At 68.0% G+C, this 19,871-nt stretch carries 16 protein-coding genes, 1 tRNA gene and 1 pseudogene; 8 read left to right on the top strand and 10 right to left on the bottom strand.

What is annotated here, in order from left to right:
- From JHC99_RS09890 to JHC99_RS09880, 3 genes and pseudogenes are all read right to left on the bottom strand, one after another.
- Positions 1–797 (bottom strand): annotated as a pseudogene (locus JHC99_RS09890) (AMP nucleosidase); the annotation flags it as partial.
- 57 nt (positions 798–854) lie between these two features.
- Complete coding sequence (locus JHC99_RS09885; protein WP_292153803.1) at positions 855–1,694, bottom strand: hypothetical protein; 840 nt, start codon at positions 1,692–1,694, stop codon at positions 855–857.
- A 75-nt stretch (positions 1,695–1,769) separates the two neighbouring features.
- Positions 1,770–2,777: an adenosine kinase gene (locus tag JHC99_RS09880; protein WP_292153801.1), complete on the bottom strand. Its 1,008-nt coding sequence runs from the start codon at positions 2,775–2,777 to the stop codon at positions 1,770–1,772.
- A gap of 91 nt (positions 2,778–2,868) precedes the next feature.
- Between JHC99_RS09880 and JHC99_RS09875 the strand changes: the two genes are divergently transcribed.
- Positions 2,869–3,765 carry a transporter gene (locus tag JHC99_RS09875; protein WP_292153799.1) on the top strand — a complete coding sequence of 299 codons (897 nt, stop codon included), beginning with the start codon at positions 2,869–2,871 and terminating at the stop codon, positions 3,763–3,765.
- Between the two features lie 307 nt (positions 3,766–4,072).
- Here the strand turns inward: JHC99_RS09875 and JHC99_RS09870 are convergent, their stop codons facing one another.
- Positions 4,073–4,450: a Rieske 2Fe-2S domain-containing protein gene (locus tag JHC99_RS09870; RefSeq protein WP_292153797.1), complete on the bottom strand. Its 378-nt coding sequence runs from the start codon at positions 4,448–4,450 to the stop codon at positions 4,073–4,075.
- Positions 4,451–4,677: 227 nt separating this feature from the next.
- Here JHC99_RS09870 and JHC99_RS09865 point away from each other — a divergent pair, with 227 nt between their 5' ends.
- Positions 4,678–7,107, top strand: a complete 2,430-nt coding sequence (locus JHC99_RS09865; RefSeq protein WP_292153795.1) for an ATP-binding protein — start codon at positions 4,678–4,680, stop codon at positions 7,105–7,107.
- Positions 7,108–7,342: 235 nt separating this feature from the next.
- Here the strand turns inward: JHC99_RS09865 and JHC99_RS09860 are convergent, their stop codons facing one another.
- Entirely contained in the window at positions 7,343–8,341 is a 999-nt protein-coding gene (locus JHC99_RS09860; protein WP_292153793.1) for an NAD(P)H-dependent glycerol-3-phosphate dehydrogenase, read from the bottom strand.
- A gap of 18 nt (positions 8,342–8,359) precedes the next feature.
- Positions 8,360–9,484 (bottom strand): tRNA (adenosine(37)-N6)-threonylcarbamoyltransferase complex transferase subunit TsaD, encoded by a 1,125-nt coding sequence (gene tsaD, locus JHC99_RS09855; protein WP_292153791.1) that lies wholly within the window; start codon positions 9,482–9,484, stop codon positions 8,360–8,362.
- Between the two features lie 41 nt (positions 9,485–9,525).
- On the opposite strand from tsaD, the gene hemC reads away from it, so the two are divergent.
- From hemC to JHC99_RS09840, 3 genes are all read left to right on the top strand, one after another.
- The gene (gene hemC, locus JHC99_RS09850) at positions 9,526–10,476 is read left to right on the top strand and encodes a hydroxymethylbilane synthase (RefSeq protein ID WP_292153789.1); all 951 of its coding nucleotides are present in this window, start codon (positions 9,526–9,528) and stop codon (positions 10,474–10,476) included.
- A gap of 4 nt (positions 10,477–10,480) precedes the next feature.
- Positions 10,481–11,209 carry a uroporphyrinogen-III synthase gene (locus tag JHC99_RS09845; RefSeq protein ID WP_292153787.1) on the top strand — a complete coding sequence of 243 codons (729 nt, stop codon included), beginning with the start codon at positions 10,481–10,483 and terminating at the stop codon, positions 11,207–11,209.
- A 40-nt stretch (positions 11,210–11,249) separates the two neighbouring features.
- Positions 11,250–11,325, top strand: a tRNA-Thr gene (locus tag JHC99_RS09840).
- Positions 11,326–11,531: 206 nt separating this feature from the next.
- On the opposite strand, the gene JHC99_RS09835 is transcribed toward JHC99_RS09840, so the two are convergent.
- The 4 genes from JHC99_RS09835 to JHC99_RS09820 form a co-directional block, all read right to left on the bottom strand.
- A complete protein-coding gene (locus tag JHC99_RS09835; RefSeq protein ID WP_292153786.1) occupies positions 11,532–12,872 on the bottom strand; it encodes a hypothetical protein in 1,341 nt (446 codons plus the stop codon).
- Positions 12,873–13,206: 334 nt separating this feature from the next.
- Entirely contained in the window at positions 13,207–13,656 is a 450-nt protein-coding gene (locus JHC99_RS09830; protein ID WP_292153784.1) for a hypothetical protein, read from the bottom strand.
- A gap of 22 nt (positions 13,657–13,678) precedes the next feature.
- Positions 13,679–14,944, bottom strand: a complete 1,266-nt coding sequence (locus JHC99_RS09825) for a TadE/TadG family type IV pilus assembly protein (RefSeq protein WP_292153782.1) — start codon at positions 14,942–14,944, stop codon at positions 13,679–13,681.
- On the bottom strand, positions 14,941–15,393 hold the full coding sequence (locus JHC99_RS09820; RefSeq protein ID WP_292153780.1) for a response regulator: 453 nt from the start codon (positions 15,391–15,393) through the stop codon (positions 14,941–14,943). The genes JHC99_RS09825 and JHC99_RS09820 overlap by 4 nt, the downstream gene beginning before the upstream one ends.
- Before the next feature lie 247 nt (positions 15,394–15,640).
- On the opposite strand from JHC99_RS09820, the gene JHC99_RS09815 reads away from it, so the two are divergent.
- The 3 genes from JHC99_RS09815 to JHC99_RS09805 form a co-directional block, all read left to right on the top strand.
- A complete protein-coding gene (locus JHC99_RS09815; protein WP_292153778.1) occupies positions 15,641–18,931 on the top strand; it encodes an EAL domain-containing protein in 3,291 nt (1,096 codons plus the stop codon).
- Positions 18,928–19,326, top strand: coding sequence for a response regulator (locus JHC99_RS09810; RefSeq protein WP_292153776.1), 399 nt, complete (start codon positions 18,928–18,930; stop codon positions 19,324–19,326). Before JHC99_RS09815 ends, JHC99_RS09810 begins: the two co-directional genes overlap by 4 nt.
- A gap of 109 nt (positions 19,327–19,435) precedes the next feature.
- The coding region (locus tag JHC99_RS09805; RefSeq protein ID WP_292153774.1) for a radical SAM protein at positions 19,436–19,871 on the top strand (436 nt) is incomplete at its 3' end.

Here is a 19,871-nt window from a genome sequence, read left to right as displayed (position 1 = left end):
CCCGGCGCCGTCAGGTGATAGGCCGGCATCTGGTGCTTCTTCCAGGCCGCGTCCATGACCGCCATCTCCGGGTCGGCCGTCTCTGCGGTGATCACTACCCCGCCTGCGCACGACAGGCTGTCATAAGGGGTCGAGGGGTCGCGGACCTGCTCTACCGCCCAGCGCACGAAGTCGTCGACGTAGCGGTTATAGTTGGTGAACAGGATGTAGGACTGGACGTGCTCGACCGGGGTGCCGGTGTAGTGCCGCAAGCGCGCCAGGGAGAAGTCGGTGCGCAGGCCGTCGAACTGCGACAGAGGGAAGTCTTCGCCCAGGTCGAACAGGCCGTCGGAGATCTCGTCGCCGATATGGGCCAGGTCGGTGGTCGGCAGGTAACGTGCCACCGCCGCCGTCTGGGACGGGTCCAGCACCACGTCGGAGCCGTCGAGCACATAGGGGAAGGGGATCTCCTGGTCCGACGGGCCGACCTCGAAGGTCGCGCCGTAGTCCTGCTCAAGCAGGGTCAGCTGTTCCAGCAGATAGGGGCGGAACAGGTCGGGCCGGGTCACGGTGGTCGAATAGACACCCGGCCGCGACATCCGCGCATAGGCGCGCTGGGCCAGGTTCAGGGGCCGGTCGCCGAACCAGCTGACCTTCAGTGACGGATAGGAGAATATCCCGGCGGCACGGGCGGCGGGCTCGACCCGTTCGCCGGTGGCGAGGAAGGCCCGGGCCGCATCACGCAGCGACTGCACGGACTGGAAGTAGAGGGTTTCGAGGCGATCCAGCGCCGCCTCAGCCGTCATGCGGCTCGTCATGGTTTCTGTCATGGCCGCTTGTAGCGGACGATCGTGACCTTGGCGAGACGGCGAAGCTTACCGGTCGCGAAGTTGGGCGTCCGAGACCGCCAGACGGTCGCCGCGGATGGCGAAGCTGATCAGGGCGTGCCCGCCGGTGCCGCAGCAGCCTGCGTCGCTGTCGCGGAACATCTCGGTCAGGGCGATCATCTCGTCATAGTCGATCCGAACGCGGCCGTAGGCATGCAGGCCCGGCAGCTTGGTGGTCACCTCATCGCGCCAGCTCCAGCTGTCGATCTGGGTCAGGGGTCTGTCGGCGGCCGGGGTCCAGCGGAAGATCAGGTCGGCGTCGCCGCGTCCCGCACCCATGCTCCGACCAGGGACCGCGATATAGAGACCGCCCGCGCCGTTGAAGACACGGGGCGCGTCATAGCTCGATCCCTGCCAGGCCCAGGCGACAGGTTCCAGCCGGCCGGAGGTCTCGGTGAAGAAGACGATGCCGGCCGTGCCGCCGTCCTCGGCGGTGAAGCCGGCCTGGATCTGCCAGAACAGGCGCGGCCCCTCACGCGGGACAAGCCAGCCGCCCTCCGTGGTCCGACATCCCTCGATGCCGCCCAGGTCCACGCAGGTGCCGATCGCATCTTCCAGAGGGACCGCGGCCGTCGTTGCCCGCAGGTCCACCTCGGCGGCGGCCAGCAGCCTGCCGAGCCGATCCTCGTCGGAGGCCAGACGAACCTCGGCATCGGGCGTCCCGGCCCGTTCACGCAGGTATTCGGCCTGGTCGCGGCGCAGGCTCAGGGGCGTGGGGCTGCGCAGCAGGGCGGCCTGATAGGCGCTTTCGACCGTCGCGGGGGCGGCCGACTGGGCCCCGGCGCAGGCGGGCGCTAGCAGCAGGACGATGAGCGGTAGAAGACGCATGGACAGACCCTCCGCAGCCCTTGTGAGCCGCGCCGAAGGTCTGCGCCACTGACGACGCCTGACGGCCGCGACGGCCTAGAGGGTCAGGTCGTGCTCTTTGGCAAGGTCGGCCAGGCTGACCATGGGGCGCGGGCCCCAGTGGGCGATGACTTCCGACGCGGCCAGGGAGCCCAGCCGGGCCGATTGTTCCAGGGTCAGTCCGCGCGCGAGGCCGAGCAGGAAGCCGGCGGCGTACTGGTCGCCGGCGCCGGTGGTGTCGATGACCTTGGCGACCGGATAGGCGGCGACGGCGACGCGTTCGTCGCCCGAGATCACGACCGAGCCCTCGGCCCCGCGGGTGACGGCGGCGACCTCGACCATGGAGGCCAGCCTGGCGGCTGCAGCGTCGAAGTCCTCTGTCTCGAACAGGGCGCCCAGTTCAGCCTCATTGGCCAGGACGATGTCGGCGGAGGCCTCGATGAAGGCCAGCAGTTCGGCGCGCCAGCGGGAGACGACGAAGGTGTCGGACAGGGTGATGGCGACCTTGCGGCCCGAGGCGTGGGCGGCGGCGGCGGCGGCCTCGAAGGCGGCGCGGGCCGGGGCCGGGTCAAACAGATAACCTTCCAGATAGACGATGGCCGAAGCGGCGATCAGGTCGGTGTCGATGTCGGAGGCGGCCAGCTGGTTGGCGGCCCCCAGGAAGGTACACATGGTGCGCTGGCCGTCGCCCGTGACGTTGATCAGGCAGCGGCCGGTGCCGGCACCGTCCTTGAGCTCGGGGGTGTCGAAGTGGACGCCGGCCGCGCGGATGTCGTGGCTGAAGACGCCACCCAGGACGTCGGGGGCCACTTTGCCGATATAGGCGGCCTTGCCGCCGAAGGAGCCGACGCCGGCGACCGTGTTGCCGGCTGAGCCGCCCGAGGCCTCGATGCCCGCCGCCATGGCGTCGTACAGGGCCGCGCCCTGGGCCTCGTCGATCAGGGACATGGAGCCGGGGGTCAGGCCCTGGGCGCTCAGGAAGGCGTCTTCGCAGGGGCTGAGGACGTCGACGATGGCGTTGCCGACGGCGCAGACGTCGTGGGTGTGGGGCGTGGTGCTGGACATGATCGCCCCTTAGCCGAGCCCGGCCCCTAAGTCATGCAAAACATATAAGGATCGGCTTATGTGTTTGGCGCGGACCGTCTATAGAGAGACCATGACCCTTATCGCCGTCCTGACGCCCGACCCTGCCGACCCGTCCTATACCCGCCAGTGGCCCGGTGTGCTGGAGCGGTTGCAGACCGCCCTGGCCGGCGAGGGCGTCGAGGTCGTGCCGACCGCCTGGACCGACCATGTGGACAGCGCCGAGGGCCTGATGGCCTATCCGCTGGTCCTGCCCTTGCTGGCCTGGGGCTATTACAGCGACCACGAGCGGTGGCTGGCGGCGACGACCCTGTGGGAACAGGCCGGGGTGGCCATGGCCAATCCGGCGAGCGTCCTCGGCTGGAACTCGGACAAGGCCTATCTGCGCCGGCTGGCCGAGGCGGGCGTGCCGATCGCCCCGACCCTGTGGAGCGCGACCCCGACGGCGGACCAGATCGCGGACGCTTTCGACGCCTTCGGGACCGACCAGGTGGTGGTGAAGCCGACCGTCTCGGGTGGGGCCTGGCGCACGCTGCGGGTCGCGCGCGGCGAGGGGGTGGCGGACGCGGACCTGCCTCTGGGGGCGACGATGATCCAGCCCTATCTGCCGACCATCGAGACGGAGGGCGAGACGAGCCTGCTGTTCTTCGGCGGCCGTTTCAGCCATGCGGTGAACAAGCGGCCGGTGAACGGCGACTTCCGCATCCAGGTCCAGTACGGCGGCCAGTACCGCACGCTGGAAACGCCGCCCGCCGCCTGTATGGCGCTGGCCCAACAGGTGCTGGCGTCGGTCGAGGAGCCGCTGCTCTATGCCCGCATCGACATGGCACCGGACGCCGGCGGCAACTGGATCCTGATGGAGGCCGAGCTGATCGAGCCGGACTTCTATCTGGGCTCGGACCCGGCCGAAGGGGCGGGATTCGCCAGGGCGGTGTGTGAACGGCTTGGACAGTCCGGACTCGAAAATTAGAGTCCGAAAAGTCCGAAAAGTCCGAAAAGTCCGAAAAGTCCGAAAAGTCCGAAAAGTCCGAAAAGTCCGAATGGTCTGAAATCGGCCGGTCGGAAAACATCGACCGTTTCAACCGTTTCAACCGCTTCAACCGTTTCGGTCGTTCGCGACGGGCCGGGAGGATGTCAAAGACCGCAGTTTAAAGTCTGGTCCTCATCCTACCATGCCTACGACGGGCGCCAGGTCGAAAGGCTGATTTTCGAGCCAATCCCCTGTGGCGCAAGGGATTGGTGGCTCGAGGTTTGAAACCTCGACCGCTCAGACAGGGTCAGGCGGTGCGGATGATCCCGTCCACGACCGCGACCGGCCAGGGCGTCAGCCGCGCGCCCGCACACGGACCGCCGACGCATTTGCCGCCGATCGGATCGAACACCGCTCCGTGCCAGCCGCACAGGATGACCCGGCCGTCCGGCGTCAGATAGCGGTCCGGCACGACCGCGACCGGAAACCCCATGTGCGGACACCGGTCGACCCAGCCCGCCACCTCGCCGCCCTTTCGCACCACGAAGCCGTGAAAATAGGCGTCCCTGATCTGGAGCACGAACCCGCGCGAGCCGGGATCGGCGATGTCGGCCTCGGCGCACAGGGCGACATTGGCCGGGGTCGTCCAGACACGCCTGCGCTCGGTGGGGATGGGGTCGGTCACGGGAGGTGAGTTAGCATACAGCAGCGAGGGTGCCGAGAGCGGGCGATGTCCTTCCAAAAGGACGCCAGGTGCCGATTCCGGACCGACACAGGGTCCGGTTCGCGCCATCGCCAGACTTCGCTTCGGTCGGCGCAAGGCTTCGCCCTGCATATCACCAGTGCTGACACCGGTAACGGTCCGTAAGGGACGATCGCTCTAGCTTGGCGGTTTCCGGGAGATGACGTCCGTTGCCCACGATCGCTTCGCCAAGTCTTCCGATCCCTCCAGGGGCGCTGGTCCTGGCGCGAAGTCTTGCGTGCGGCGGCCTGGTTTTCGGGCTTCTGGCGCTCGCAAGCCTTGTCTTTGCCCGTGAAGCCGGAAGCGTGGCCGCGATCTGGCCCGCGAACGGCGTTCTTCTGGCCCTCGTCCTGCTGCGCCCCGGTACCGAACGGCCGGGACTGCTTGTGGGCGCGTTGGTCGGCAATATCGCTGTCGCCTTGGCGATGGGCGATGCAGTTCCTGTCTCCGTCGGTTTGGCCCTGGCCAATATTCTCGAGATCTCGGTGATTGCCTGGGGCATGCGCGGCGTGGATCTGCGCGACGCAATGGTCAGGTGGTCGTCGGTCGCGCGCTTCATTGTCCTGGGGGGACTGGTCGGGCCGGTGGCTTCGTCGGTCGTCGCATGCCTGACCCTGGCGGTCTGGCTTGATGGTCCGTTCGGCATGAACTTCGTCCGCTGGGTCGTCGCCGACGCACTGGGGATGCTGGTCGTCGCACCACCCCTGCTGCTCATGGCGACACCTGGAGCATGGCCCGGAGGGGGATCGCTGACGAAGCGGGCGGGACCGGCCGGCCTTCTCGCGGCCGTTCTGGCGGTCGTCTTCCTGCAGACCCAGTTTCCGCTGCTCTTTCTGATTCCGCCGGTCCTTATCCTGATCGCCTTCCGTGGCGGCGCGGGCGCGGCCGGGATCGCACTTCTGATCACGGCAGGGACCTCCCTCGCCGCCGTGGCCGCGGGGCTAGGTCCACTGGCCCTCGTCGATGGCGGACTGGATCTGCGGGCAGCGATCCAGCAGGTCTTCCTCGCCGCACTGGTCTTCACGGTCCTGCCTGTTTCGGCGGTGCTGATGGAACGGTCGCGCAGCGAGGCCCGCTATCGTCTGCTGGCGGAAACGGCCAGCGACATCGTGGCGCGGTTCGATCCGCAGGGTCGGTTCCTCTACGTTTCCCCCTCCGCGTCCGCCGTTCTCGGGAGGGATCCTGAGACGATGCTGGGCCAGGACTGCAGAGGCATGATCCACGAGGATGACCTGCCGGGCATCCGGGACCTCTTCAAAGCCTATGTCGCGGCGGGTCCAGGAGCGGCCGCACCGCGACACGAATACAGGGCCGTCAGGCCCGACGGCACCGTCATCTGGCTGGAGGCGACGCCGCGCGCCATCTATGATTCCGCAGGAAGACTGGTCGAATTCCACGACTGCGCGCGCGATGTGACAGCCAGAAAGGCCCTTGAGCGGCAACTGACAGAAGCGCGCGATATCGCCGAGGAGGCCGCCCGGGCCAAGTCGGAGTTCCTTGCCAACATGTCCCATGAACTCAGGACACCCCTGACCAGCGTCATCGGCTTTTCGGGTCTGCTTCAGGACAGCGAGGCCTTGCCGAGCGCCGAGAGGCGCTATGCGGACCGGATCGGATCGGCCAGCGCAGCCCTGCTCAGCGTGATCAACGACATTCTCGACTATTCCAAGCTGGAGGCGGATGCGGTGGGGCTGGACCCGGCGGCGTTCGATCCGGTCGCCATGGCCGAAGGGGCAGCCGCCATGCTGGAGGCGCAATGTCGCGACAAGGCTCTTGTCCTCTGGGTCGAAATTGATCCCGACATCCCGCCCGCCGTGATGGGCGACGAGGGGCGGTTGCGTCAGGTCACGCTGAACTTCCTGTCGAACGCGGTGAAGTTCACCAGCGAGGGCGAGGTCCGACTGGCGCTGACGTGCCGTGACGATCGCCTCAGGCTGGAGGTCACCGATAGTGGGATCGGGATTTCTGCGGAGAAGATCGACAGCCTTTTCGAACGGTTCACCCAGGCGGACACGTCGACGACCCGTGTCTATGGCGGGACCGGACTGGGCCTGGCGATCTCTCGCCGACTGATCGAACTGATGGACGGTGAGATCGGTGCCGACAGCGAGGTGGGCAAGGGCTCGACCTTCTGGTTCGAAGTTCCGTTGATCATGGGGGAAATCCGCGACGGTGCCGAAGCCGACGCGGCACGGGCGCTTCCGCCGGGTCTGCGCGTGCTGATGGCTGACGACGCTCCTGCCAACCGCGAGCTGGTCCGCATCATGCTCGGCGCCTGGAACATCTCTCTCGACACGGTCTGTGACGGCGCCGAGGCGGTTCAGGCGGTCTCGACCGGCGATTATGACCTTGTGCTGATGGACGTGCACATGCCGGTCATGGACGGGCTGGAGGCGGCGCGCTCGATCCGGCGGCTCGGTACGGCGCCGTCTGCGGTGCCGATCCTGGCCCTCACGGCCAATGTCCAGCCCGACCAGATCGAGACCTGCCGCAACGCAGGCATGGATGGTCATGTCGGCAAGCCGATCGAGATCGCCTCACTGGTCGATACGATGGCGCGTGTGCTCGACATGAGATCCGTCAGAGCCCAGGCCGCGTGAAGACCTCCATTCTGATCGCCGAAGACAACGGGAGCGATCGCCAAAAGGATTGACGTGACCCCGACCCTGGCGGGCAATCGGGTGTCCACGACGTCGAGCGGCTAGACCGCGCTGAATCCTGTCCTGCGGTCCCGCTTCGCTCTGGTGCTGATCGAGATTCACATGCGCCCTCGACTCACGTGGCGCGCTTCAGGAAGGCCCTGGCAAAGCCTGCACAGGTGCTCCGGGCCTGGACCTACTCCCGTTCCGACTTCAGCGGGCGCGACAGCAGGCGTTCGATGACGACGTCGACCGTCGTCTCTCCGGCCAGGACGGCGGCGACGGCTTCGCAGATGGGGGTCTCGACGCCGAGGCGGGCGGCGAGTTCGCGGACGGCGGGGGCGCTTTCGTAGCCTTCGGCGACGGAGCGTTTGCCGGCGAGAGCCTGTTCCACCGTCTGGCCCTGACCCAGGGCGAGGCCCAGGCTCATGTTGCGGGACTGGGGGCTGGAACAGGTCAGGACGAGGTCGCCGAGGCCGCAGAGGCCGGCGACGGTCTCGGCCTCGGCACCCAAGGCGACCGCGAACCGGGTCATCTCGGCGAAGCCCCGGGTGATCAGGGCGGCGTGGGCGCTGCGGCCCAGGCCCCGGCCCTCGACGATGCCGCAGGCGATGGCCAGCACGTTCTTGAGCGCTCCGCCGGCCTCGGCACCGATCAGGTCGGTCGCCAGATAAGGCCGGAACCCGGGCGCCGACAGGGCCTGCATCAGGGCCTCGCCCAGGGCGGCGTCCTCACAGGCCAGGGTCACGGCGGTGGGCAGGCCGCGCGACACGTCGGCGGCGAAGCTGGGGCCCGACAGGACGGCGACGGTGGCGTCGGGGATGGTCTCGGCCAGCACCTCGGTCATCAGCTTCAGCGTGCCGCGCTCGATCCCCTTGGCGCACAGGACGATCGGCACGCCGGGCCGGTAGTGGGGCGCAAAGGCCGCCATGGTCGAACGCAGATGCTGGGCCGGGGGCACGGCCAGGATCAGGTCGCACCCTGCCAGATCGGCGAGGTCGGGCGTGACCTGCACATGGTCGTCGAGGGTGACGCCAGGCAGGAAGGCCTCGTTGATCCGGCGATCGCGGATGCTCTCGACCACCTCGGGCTCGCGGGCCTGAAGAAGGGTGTCGAGGCCCGCCCAGCCGGTGACCTGGGCCAGGGCCGTGCCCCAGGCCCCCGCGCCGATGACGCCTGCTGTATGAAACTGCATCTGCCCTCCCGAGCGGCTCTAGGCCTTGGCGCCTTTTCGACCCGGCGCGTGGACAGGATCGGCCAGTGCGCGGGCTTCGTCCAGCGGCCAGCGCGGACGCGCCGCCGTATCGATGTCCGAAACCAGGCCGAGCCGCAACCGTTCCGCTCCGGCCAGGGCGATCATCGCGGCATTGTCGGTGCAATAGGCCATGGGCGGGGCGAGAAACTCGAAGCCGTATTTCGCAGCGGTCGCTTCCAGTGTGGACCTCACGGTCTTGTTGGCGGCGACACCGCCCGCGACCACGAACAGGCGGTGATCGTGGCGCTCGGCATAGGCCTTCATCGCCCGCTCGGACCGTTCCGACAGCTGGCGGGCGATGGCGGTCTGGACGGCGGCGGCGAGGTCGGCCCGGTCCCTGTCGGTCTCGCAGGCCTGGGCGAGGCGCGAGGCGGCGGTCTTCAATCCGGAGAAGGAGAAGTCGCAGTCCTTCCTGTCCAGCAGGGCGCGCGGCAGGGCGATCTTCGACCCGTCACCGGTCGCGGCCAATCGTTCCAGCGCCGGACCACCGGGGTAGCCCAGCCCCATGGCCTTGGCGATCTTGTCGAAGGCCTCTCCGGCCGCGTCGTCGATCGTGGTGCCCAGCCGGCTCATGTCGCCGATGCCGCGCACCTCCAGCAGCTGGCAATGTCCACCCGAGACCAGCAGAAGCAGAAAGGGATAGTCGACCGGCCGGCCCAGCCTCGCCGAGACCGCATGACCCTCCAGATGGTTGACGGCGATGAAGGGCAGCCCCCGCGCCAGGGCCGCCGCCTTGCCGAAGCTCAGGCCCACCATGACCCCACCGACCAGACCGGGCCCCGCCGTCGCGGCGACGCCGTCCAGCGCCGCATAGGTCAGCCCCGCCTCGTCCATCGCGCGGCGGGTGACGCCCGCGATCATCTCGACATGGCTGCGCGCCGCGATCTCGGGCACGACGCCGCCATAGGCCGCGTGGTCGTCGATCTGGGAATGCACCACCGACGACAGGACGGTGGCCACCCCGTCCGCTGACAGACGCACGACCGAGGCCGCCGTCTCGTCGCAGCTGGTCTCCAGGCCGAGGACGGTCAGGTCGCAGGTTGCCCGCTCCTGCCCGCTGCTATAGTCCGCGCCGATAGTCATCGGGTCGAGGTAGCGACCCCCTCCGGTTCCCGCAACGCCTCATGACACCCATTCTCCGCATCGGCACCCGCCGCTCCGCCCTGGCCCTGGCCCAGTCGGGCATGATGCAGCGCGCGATCGCACAGGCGCTGGAGGTGTCGGTCGAGCGCGTGCCCCTGGTCGAGATCGTCACCACCGGCGACCGGGTCCAGGACCGTCGCCTGCTCGAGATCGGCGGCAAGGCCCTGTTCACCAAGGAGATCGAAGAGGCGTTGCTGGACCGCCGCATCGACATCGCCATCCATTCGATGAAGGACGTGCCGGCGGAACAGCCCGACGGCCTGTGCATCGCGGCTATCCCTGAGCGCGAGGATGCGTCCGACGCCTTCTGCAGCCGGGACTACGCGTCGTTCGACGCCCTGCCGACGGGCGCGCGGCTCGGCACCGCCTCGTTGCGGCGTCAGGCCCAGGCCCTGGCGCTGAGGCCCGATCTGGACATCCAGATGCTGCGCGGCAATGTCGATACGCGTCTGCGCCGGCTGGCCGAGGGCGAGTTCGACGCCATTCTTCTGGCCACCGCGGGGCTGAACCGGCTGGGGCGGTCAGAGGCGATTCGCGAGCGGTTGTCGCTCGACGCCTTTTTGCCCGCGCCGGGGCAGGGGGCGCTGGCGATCCAGAGCCGCGAGGACGAGGCGGACGCGGCCCTGCACGCGCCGTGGATCGCGGCCCTGAACCACGCCGCCACCGCCCTGGCCGTCGCCGCCGAGCGCGGGGCCATGATCGCGCTGGAGGGGTCTTGCCGCACGGCGGTCGGGGCCCACGCGACCTTCGGCGACGGGCACCTTCTGCTGACGACCGAGATGCTGAGCCCGGACGGGTCCGCCCGCTGGCGCCGGTCGGGGACGCTGGGCGACGTCCACGCCGCCGATGCCGAGGCCGCCGCCCGTGCGCTCGGTCAGTCGCTCGGGGCCCAGGTCCACGCCATGGCCGGCGACCAGCGCATCGAGGGCTGACCGGATGCCGGCGCAGGGAGGGCTCACGACCGACGCCCCCCGGGTCTGGATCACCCGCACGGCCCCGGGTGCCGACCGCACGGCCCACGCCGTGCGTGATCTGGGTTTCGTCCCGATCGTGGCACCCCTACTCGAGGTCCGCCCGCTTGAGCTGGCGGCCGACCTTGATCTCGGCGACGTGGCGGCTCTCGCCTTCACCAGCGTCAACGGCCTGATCTTCGCCGACCTGACCACGCGCCGCGACTGGCCGGTCTTCGCCGTCGGCCACCGCACCGCACAGGCGGCGCGCGAGCGGGGCTTTACCGATGTTCGTTCAGCGGGAGGCGACGCCGGGGATCTGGCGGCCCTCATCGCCCGGGAATGGGGTGCCCGAGGTCTGGCACGAGGACGGGGCGTCCTGCTGGTGCCCGGCGCCGTGAGACCTTCTGCGGACATGGCCGGTCTGCTGACCGGTCGTGTCCCGGTCCGGCCTATGTCGGTCTACGAGACGGTCGAGACGGCTATGCAGACGCCCGCCGACTTCGACATCGTGCTCGTCCACTCCGCGCGTGCCGCCGAGGCGCTGACGCGTCGCCTCGATCCGGTCACGGCCGCCGGCCGCATCGCCATCGCCCTGTCGCCCCAGGTGGCCGGTCCGCTGCGGGCGCTCGATTTCGCCGCCCTCCGCATCGCCGCCCGACCCGACGAGACAAGCCTGCTAGAGGCGCTTGGCAATCCCGGCCCCGCCGTATAAAGAGCCCTCCTCGCGCCGGACGATACCGCCCGCGCCATAGGCCGCTTTAGCTCAGCTGGTAGAGCATCGCATTCGTAATGCGGGGGTCAGGTGTTCGAGTCACCTAAGCGGCACCACCTCTTCCCATAGGACATAGACCCGGCATCGGGCGACCGGGTTAGGACGCGGATTGGCTGGTAGGTGCCTTGCAGTCCAGCAGCATCACGCCCCGCATCCTCGGCCAGCAGTCACGGACCGAGCCCATCCGCCACGACAGGTTTCGCCACAGACGCAGCTAAAGCATCGAGATCACGTTCGGCGGACTGAAGGACCGGCGGCGCGTTCAGCTGGCCATCGATACCCGTATGATCGGCTGATCACGGCCTGCGCGCTCACGACGCGCGGTCTCGAGCGCAGCGGTCATCATGGACGATTCGGCGCGGAAGCCTTCCAGGCCGATCTTGAGCTCGGTGATCTGTTCTCCAAGCAAGCGCACCTGTTCTTCGTGCTCGGCTTGCTGGGCGGTGATCTGGGCCTGCAGTCTGGCGACGCGCTCCTCGCTGCGTCCCAGGGCCTTCTCCTGAGCCTGACTGGCCTTGGACAGGTTTTCGGCCCGATCGACCGCGGCGAGGCGGGCGGCATCAATGGTCGCCTGGCGTTGACGTCCATCCTCACTGCCCGTTTCAAGTTCCGTGATGCGCTCCAGCGCCCGGTAGAGGCCAGTCTGCAGATCAGCACTGCGGCGGTCGGCGGTCTGGCTCGCCGTCTGGATTTCGGCCAGACGCGTCGACAGATCGACGTTAAGCGCCTCAAGTCGCTCCGCGCGGGACGTTGCGGTGTCGATCTTGACCTGGAGGGCGGCCGACTCGGAGCGGATCGCTTCGCTCTGGCCTTCGAGAACCCTCAGGGACCGGGCGCTCTCGGCCTGATCGGCGGCAGCGCGAGCGCGTTCGGCGGTCAACTGGCTTTCCAGCGAGGCTTCGGACCGCGCAAGTTTTGCGACCTCGGCACCTGTTTCTTCAAGCCGTTTCCTCAGAGCGACGTTCTCGTCAGAAGAAAGCGCCAGGTCGCGTACCGCGCGCGTATGACCAATGTCGGCCTCGCTACGATGGGTTTCCACGTCTTTGAGCATTTCGCGCAGCCCTGCCACGTCCTGCTCGAACTGCGCTATGCGCTGGGCGGCGTCCTGGCCGGCGGCATGTTCCGCCTCGAACCGGGCCTCAGCCTGCGACAGGGTGTTGCGAAGGCGGTCGATTTCCAGCCGATCCTCAACAGCAGCGGCAGCGCGTTCCTCCCTTTGGGCCTCTTCCTCGGCGTTACGGCTTTCGACGGCGGACAAGGCCGCGCTCAGCCGACGGTTTTCACCGGCCAGGCTCTCCATTCGTTGGCCCTGCTCATGATAGGCACCGCGGAGACTGATCAGTTCAAGGTAGTCGTCGCGCCGTGCCTCGAATTCGGCGACCAGCGGCTGGCGCATCTCCTCCAGCAGGGGCTCGAAAGTCCGGAAGGCTTCTGCGAGGGATGCCAGTTGCTCAAGATTGCCCTGGATCGTCTCGTAGCGCTCGCCAATGATGCCGGCAGTCGCCTCGAACGAGAGGCTCCCGGATTGCGGGGAAACCGAACGCGGCCGGTCGGCGCGCGCCGACACACCAGACAAGACCCGATCGATCTTCGACAGCAGCATCATTTTCCCCCGCGTTTTTTTGAACTGAGGGGTGGGAGACCGACAGCGGTCACCGACTCAAAAACATTACCCCTTTGCTAAGGCGTTAAGCCGAGTCCGATCACCTTGTCGAGAGGACAACGTTCTGCATTGATTGACGCACCCACACCAGGATGGCGTGTTCGAGTCACCTGACCGGCACCACCTCTTCCCACAGGACCCGGCATCGGGCGGACGTTCGGTTATGGCGGGCGTGTGCTGGACGGCGGGCGGCTGTGCCTTTCGGCGGATCCGAACGCCAGCTTCTTTCAGATGACCTGCGATAGGCGCGAAAATCAGGCGGAGGCCGGTGACGTCAGGCGGTGCCGCCCCGTCTGTCCCGGGCGGATCCGGCGCGGTCGGCGGAGGATGAGCCGGCGCGGCGTTCGCCCTGGCGGCGGTCGGCCTGTCGCATGCCGCCGTTGGCCATCATCAGCTCCAGCCGGATCTCGATGAGCCGCTGCTCGATACTGCCCAGCATCAGGGCGAAGACGGAGATGACCACGGCGCTCCCGGCGACCGACAGGGCGATCCACGGCGTCCGTTCCAGCAGGGTCGTGGTGGCCATGAAGACGATGGCGAAGATGGCGAAGGACATGGCGGTCGCCCAGGCCCCGCAGATCTTCATCAGCGAGCGTCGCGGCGCGGACCTGTTGATGCGGGTATTGCCAAGCCGGCGGTCCTTGCCGCGCCGCTCGGACCGGGCCTGGCGCGCGCCGGGATCCACCTCGCCCGCCCGGGCGACACTGTCAGCTTCGAGCGCCATGGCGGTTTCCTGTTTCCTGGGCCTAGTGGACGAGCTGTGATCCGCCGCCGCGCGGACCGACGCCGGTCGGGACGGGGACGTCGGAGGCGCTGTAGTTGGCGTTGATGATGAGCGAGGGCGCGCCTTTTAGCTGAAGGGATTTGGCGACGATGACGGTCCAGGCGCTGTCGCGCGCGACGTCGTTGTTGCCGCCCTCGACGATCAGTTGGGCGTCCGGCACGTAGATCACGCCCAGCAGGCTGTCGACGTTGTCGCTGGAGATGGTGAAATCCTGAGTATTGCCGCGCTCGGCGACCATGACCAGGCCGGCGAAGGCTCCGCGCTTGCGCCCTTCCAGATTGACGGTGCTGTGACCCATGAAGTCGAATTTCGATTTCTTGTCGAAGAACAGGACGACGTCCGAGCCGGTCAGACGGGCATTGTCGCTGATCTCGAGCTTGCCGCTCATGAACCAGTGCTCGCCGGGCTCGAGGATCAACTGGGCGTTGCCACCGAACATGTGGATTCCGCAATGGACGCCGGGCGAGAGGCGGAAGGTGCCGGCCAGCAGGTTGATCGGCATGGCAAGGTCAATCAGCTTGCACGGCGTCTGGGGCGTGAGTTGCAGGTCGTTGAACGGATCCTCGATCGGGGCGGCGCCGGTGCCGGGGTCGGGGCTGATGACGCCGGTCGCAGACGTCACCGCCTGGACCTGATAGGCCCCGATCGAGCCGCCCTCGACCAGGATGTCGCGGTTGGAGTGGACCAGGCATTCGGGTGCCGCGATGCGGCCGGTGTTCTTGACGTTGAGCAGTTTCGAGCCTGACCCGCCGCTGACCAGGACGCACAAGGGGGTCATGGAGACCGAGACGGCACGAGCCTGGGCGCTGTAATTCCAGCCGCCGGGCGGCAGCATATTCGCGAAGAAGGACGGCGTATGGCCGTTCAGGGTGACCTCGATCACCCGTTGCTTGTCGCGCTCGACCACCTGGATCACCGGTGTCACCGTCGGACCCTTGGGCCATTCCGACAGGTGGCCGGCGACGAAGGCATGGGCGCGCTCCACGGCGGTGGCGTCATCGATGGCCAGGCCCAGTTCGTTGGCCCCGGCCAGGGCGGCGGTGTCGGCGATGTCCTGAAGCTTGACCCGGTTGGACTGGACATTGCCCAGGTCGATGGCGCCCACCGCGATCAGGACGACGGCCGGCGCCGACAGGGCGAACATCAGAGCGATGTTGCCGCGCTCGTTGCGGCCGAATCCGCCGAGACGGCGCCGGGCGCGCCCGATCCAGCGGACAAGGGTCTTCATGCGGCGACGGGGATGGCGGCGCGGCACTGGTCACGCAGGGCGGCCTCCGCGCGGGCGGCGCGCAGGGTGAAGCGGAGCTGATAGGACAGCAGCCGCCAGTTCATGGGCTTGGTGACGAAGGCGGTGGCCCCGGCGCGAAAGGCGCGATCGATGGCGTCCACGTCCTCGCGGCCGGTCTCGACGATGATCGGCAGGTGGGCGGTAGCGGGGTCGGCGCGCAGCCGGGCCAGCAGCTCGAACCCGTCCATGCGGGGCATTTCCAGATCGACGAGCAGCAGGTCGTAGCGACGACGCGACAGCATCTCGAGGGCCTCGATCCCGTCGGCTGCGACATCGACCTCGGCGGTGGCCGAGGCCAGGTTCACCTGGGCGAACTCGCGCAGGATCGGGTCGTCGTCGACGAAGAGGATGCGTGCCTCCTCGTCCAGTACGTAGAAAAATCCGCTCATGCGCTTCGACCCTGGACCCTTTAGTCCCATCCAGACCTTCTGATCCAACAGCCACCTTAAGGGTCAGGTCATTAACTTTAGGTATAGCCGCGACCCAGACGCGTTTCGGGAGAACGGCGTGGACGCCAGTAGTCAAAAGTCCAGCAGGCACAACAAGGGCGGTATCGCGCGCAAGTTGTCCATTCTTGTTCTGGCCTCTTTACTTGCATCTTTCCTCGTCTCGGCGACCATGTCGACATGGATCGACTTGAGACGACAGGCCACGCTTGAGACCAGCCGGTTGACCCAGACGGCGCGTGTGATCGGATCCCTCGCGTCCGAAGCGGTGTACGCCGGTGATCGCGGCGGCGGCTTCACCGCCATCCGCTCGGTCAGCCAGATGCCGGGCATCAGCTATGCGCGCATCGAATCCGACCGTCACGGCCTGCTGGCTGAGACCGGCGCCGGTGCCCGACTGATCACCGACGCCACCATGGACGGCGAGGACGGCGAGTTGTCGCTGTGGTCTGTGCTCAATACCGGCTCGATCCAGACCACGGTCCCGGTGATGCACGAGGGCCTTCCCGTCGGCTCGATCACCCTGTTCAGCCAGACCCCGGAGCTGCGGGGCCGGGTCCTGTCCACCATATGGACGACGCTGGCCGGGGCGCTGGTCGCGGTGCTGGCCGGGTTGCTGGTCGCGCTGCGGATGGCGCGCGGGATCAGCGGTCCGATCGTCGGCCTGGCCGGTCTGGTGCGGCGGGTGCATGAGACCAAGGATTTCTCGACCCGGGTGGACATCCGGGCGGATGGGGAGGTCGCCGATCTGGTCGCCGGGATCGACACCATGCTGACCGGTATCCGCGAGCGCGATGCGCGCATCGCCGCACAGGTTGAGGGGCTGGAGAGCGAGGTCGCGGCGCGGACGGAGGAACTGGTCGTGGCCAGGGACGCGGCCGAACAGGCCAATGCCGCCAAGTCGGACTTCCTGGCGGTCATGAGCCACGAGATTCGCACGCCGCTGAACGGCATTCTGGCGCTCAGCGACATGCTGGCGACATCGGACCTGCCGCAACGCCAGCAACGCTATGCCGACGTGATCTCAAAGTCGGGAAAGTCCCTGCTCAGCATCATCAACGACATCCTGGACTTCTCCAAGGTCGAGGCCGGGAAGATGGATCTGGAGGCCGTCGAGGTCGATCTGGCCGACGCGGCCGAGGATGTCGCCAGCCTGTTCTCGGAAAAGGCGGCCGGCAAGGGGCTGGATCTGGCGGTGTTCGTCGATCCGCGCCTGCCCCTCGTCATGGCCGACCCGACGCGGCTGCGGCAGGTGATCGGCAACCTGGTCAACAACGCCATCAAGTTCACGGACGTCGGGGGCGTGCTGATCGCCATCGACCGCGATCCGGCCGACGCGGCGCGGGTGCGAGTGTCGGTCCACGACACCGGGCCCGGCATTCCAGCGGACAAGCTGCCGACCCTGTTCGAGGCCTTCACCCAGGCGGACCAGAGCACGACCCGGACGCACGGCGGCACCGGGCTGGGCCTGGCGATCTGCGACCGGCTGGTGCGGTCGATGGGCGGGGAGTGGGCCCTGGCCAGCACAGTGGGCGAGGGGTCGACCTTCGCCTTCACGGCACCGCTGGAACCGGTGTCGGAGGCACCCGAAGGGCTGCCGATCAAGGCCGGCTGGTCGGTCAGCGTTCGCGGGCTGTCGTCCCAGACACGGCGGGCCGTCGAGATGTATCTGGCCGCCTGGGGCGTCATCGCGACCGACGAGGCCGAGGGTCCGTCGATCGTCGCGGCGGGCCAGCCTGTGTCGGGCCCGGCTCTGGTCGTCTGTGACAACGAAGCTTTGGCCGAAGCCGTGATCGCCGCGTCACCGACCGCCTGCGTCATGGTGAAACCGCTGCGCCAGGCCGATCTGCGCGAGTTGATCGGCCAGATGCACAGCGGGGTTCAGCCCCGGCTGACGCACCACAAAGCCAGCGTCCCGGCGGGGACCACGTTCCCGGGCGTTCGCGTGCTGGTGGTCGATGATTCCGAGGTGAACCGCGAGGTGGCGACCGAGGCCCTGTCGCGGCTGGGGGTCGAGACCTTTACCGCCGACGACGGGCAGCAGGCGGTCGAACGTCTGCGGGCCCAGAGTTTCGACATGGTGCTGATGGACGGATCCATGCCCGTGCTGGACGGTTTCGAGGCGACGCGGGTGATCCGGGCCGAAGAAGCCGGGACCGGGCGGCCGCGTGCGGTGATCATCGCCCTGACAGCGCATGTCGTCGGGTCCGGAGCAGACGCCTGGAAGGCGTCGGGCATGGACGGGGTGATCCACAAGCCCTTCACCCTGGACGATCTGGTGCGCGAACTGGCCCGGTTCTGTGGCGACAGCGCCGTGGTGGGGTCCGTCGTGGCCCTGCCGGTCGCGACGTCTGCGCCTGCGCCCGAAGAGGTGCAGCCCGATCTGTTCGACGCGACGATCCGGGGCGAACTGCTTGCCATGGGACGCAACGGCAAGGCCGATTTCGTCGACCGGGTTCATGCCCTGTATGCGACCAACGCACCGCTGCGGCTGGCCGAGATCGTCGAGGCTGCGGCCGGTAACGATGCCGACGGCCTGGCCCGCGCGGCCCATGCGCTGAAGTCCATGAGCCTGAGCCTGGGGGCGGCGGCGGTGGCGCGCGAGGCATCGCGGATCGAGACGGCGGCGCGTTCCGGCGAACCGGCATCGGCGGTCGGAATCGAGGCGATCCAGTCCCTGGTCGCCCTGACCCTGACCGCCATGGCCGAGCCGGCGGACGCGCCCGTCGTGCGGCTGAGCGCCGAGGAGGAACTGGCGGTCGGCATCGAACGCGGCGACCTGCATCTGGTCTATCAGCCCCTGGTCGAGCGGCGGGGGCAACTGTCGGGGAAGGTCGAGGCGCTGATCCGCTGGACCCATCCGCAGCACGGCCGGCTGAGCCCCGACGACTTCATCCCCCGGCTCGAAGCCGAGGGCGGGATCACACGGCTGACGGATTTCGTGATGACGCGGGCCATGCAGGATCTGCGCGACCGCCCCGACATCCGCGTGTCGATCAATGCCTCGGCGTCGGAGTTCCAGGCCCCCGGCTTCGCTGCGCGCGTCGCGGCGGCTGCAAGCGCCCTGGACTTCCCTCCGGAGCGGCTGGAGGTCGAGGTCACGGAGACGGCCATGCTGGACGTCGAGGCCGCCAGACGGACCATCGACGAGCTGCGGGCGGCGGGGTTCGATGTCGCACTGGACGATTTCGGGGCGGGCTACACCAGCCTTCATGCCCTGCGCGAGCTGAAGTTCACGACGTTGAAGATCGACCGCAGTTTCGTCGAACGCTGCACCGGCGACACCGCTTCCGCCGCCATCATCCATGCGGTGATCGGGGTGGGACGCGCCCTGGGGATGAAGGTCGTGTGCGAAGGCGTCGAAACGGCGGAACAGGCCGATTTCCTGCGCATTGCAGGCGCGCACTATTTGCAGGGCTATCATTTCCATCGCCCCATGACGCTGGACGTCCTGCTGGGTGTTGCCAGGGAGGCCGCATGACGACGACCGTCTTGATCGCGGATGACGATCCGACCCTGCGCGCCATCGGGGCCGAGCTGTTGTCGGGCGAGGGCTATCGTGTGCTGGAGGCCGAGGACGGCGACGAGGCCCTGCGTATCGTCGAGGCCGAGGCCGTCGACCTGATCGTGCTGGACATGCTGATGCCCAACAAGGACGGGATCGAGACCATCATCGAGTTGAAGCGGCGTCGGTCCGGCGTGCGCATCCTGGCCATCTCGAGCGGGGGCAGTATGGACGTCGACAGCCTGCTGAAGCCCGCCCTGGCCTTCGGTGCGGATCGGGTGATGTCCAAGCCGCTGCGCATCTCGACCTTCGCGACGACGATCGCGGAGATGCTGGCGGAGACGACGGCCGCCAGCAGTCCGTTCGCCTGACGTCGAAGGGCATGGCGACAAGAGGGTCGCGTCGGATGTAACGCCTCGGTCTGGCGGCGCGAAGCATATGATGCGACAGCAGCAGTCCGTCCCGACAGAGACCCTTCGCATGGGAACCTCCCCGCCCAGACACGTCCGGCACGCGTCGCCGCTGATCGACCTGTTCGGCCGGGCGATCGACTATGTGCGGGTATCGGTGACGGATCGCTGTGACCTGCGCTGTACCTATTGCATGGCCGAACGTCAGACGTTCCTGCCGCGCGCCGAACTGCTGACCATCGAGGAACTGGGCCGGCTGTGTTCGACCTTCATCGACCTGGGAACGACCCGGCTGAGGCTGACGGGGGGGGAGCCGCTGATCCGCAAGGGGTTCATGGACCTGGTCGCCGACCTGTCGCGCCATCTGGACAGCGGGCGGCTTGACGAGTTGACCCTGACCACCAACGGCACCCAGTTGGCCCGCTATGCGCAGGCGCTGGCCGGATACGGCGTCAGGCGGATCAATGTGTCGATCGACACGCTCGACCCCGACGACTATCGCCGGA

Origin of the sequence: Brevundimonas sp. (assembly GCF_016463485.1) — a bacterium.
In the GTDB taxonomy this organism is placed as follows: Bacteria; Pseudomonadota; Alphaproteobacteria; order Caulobacterales; family Caulobacteraceae; genus Brevundimonas.
Note: the sequence above shows the minus strand (reverse complement) of the source record. Positions and strands in the feature narration are given on the sequence as shown.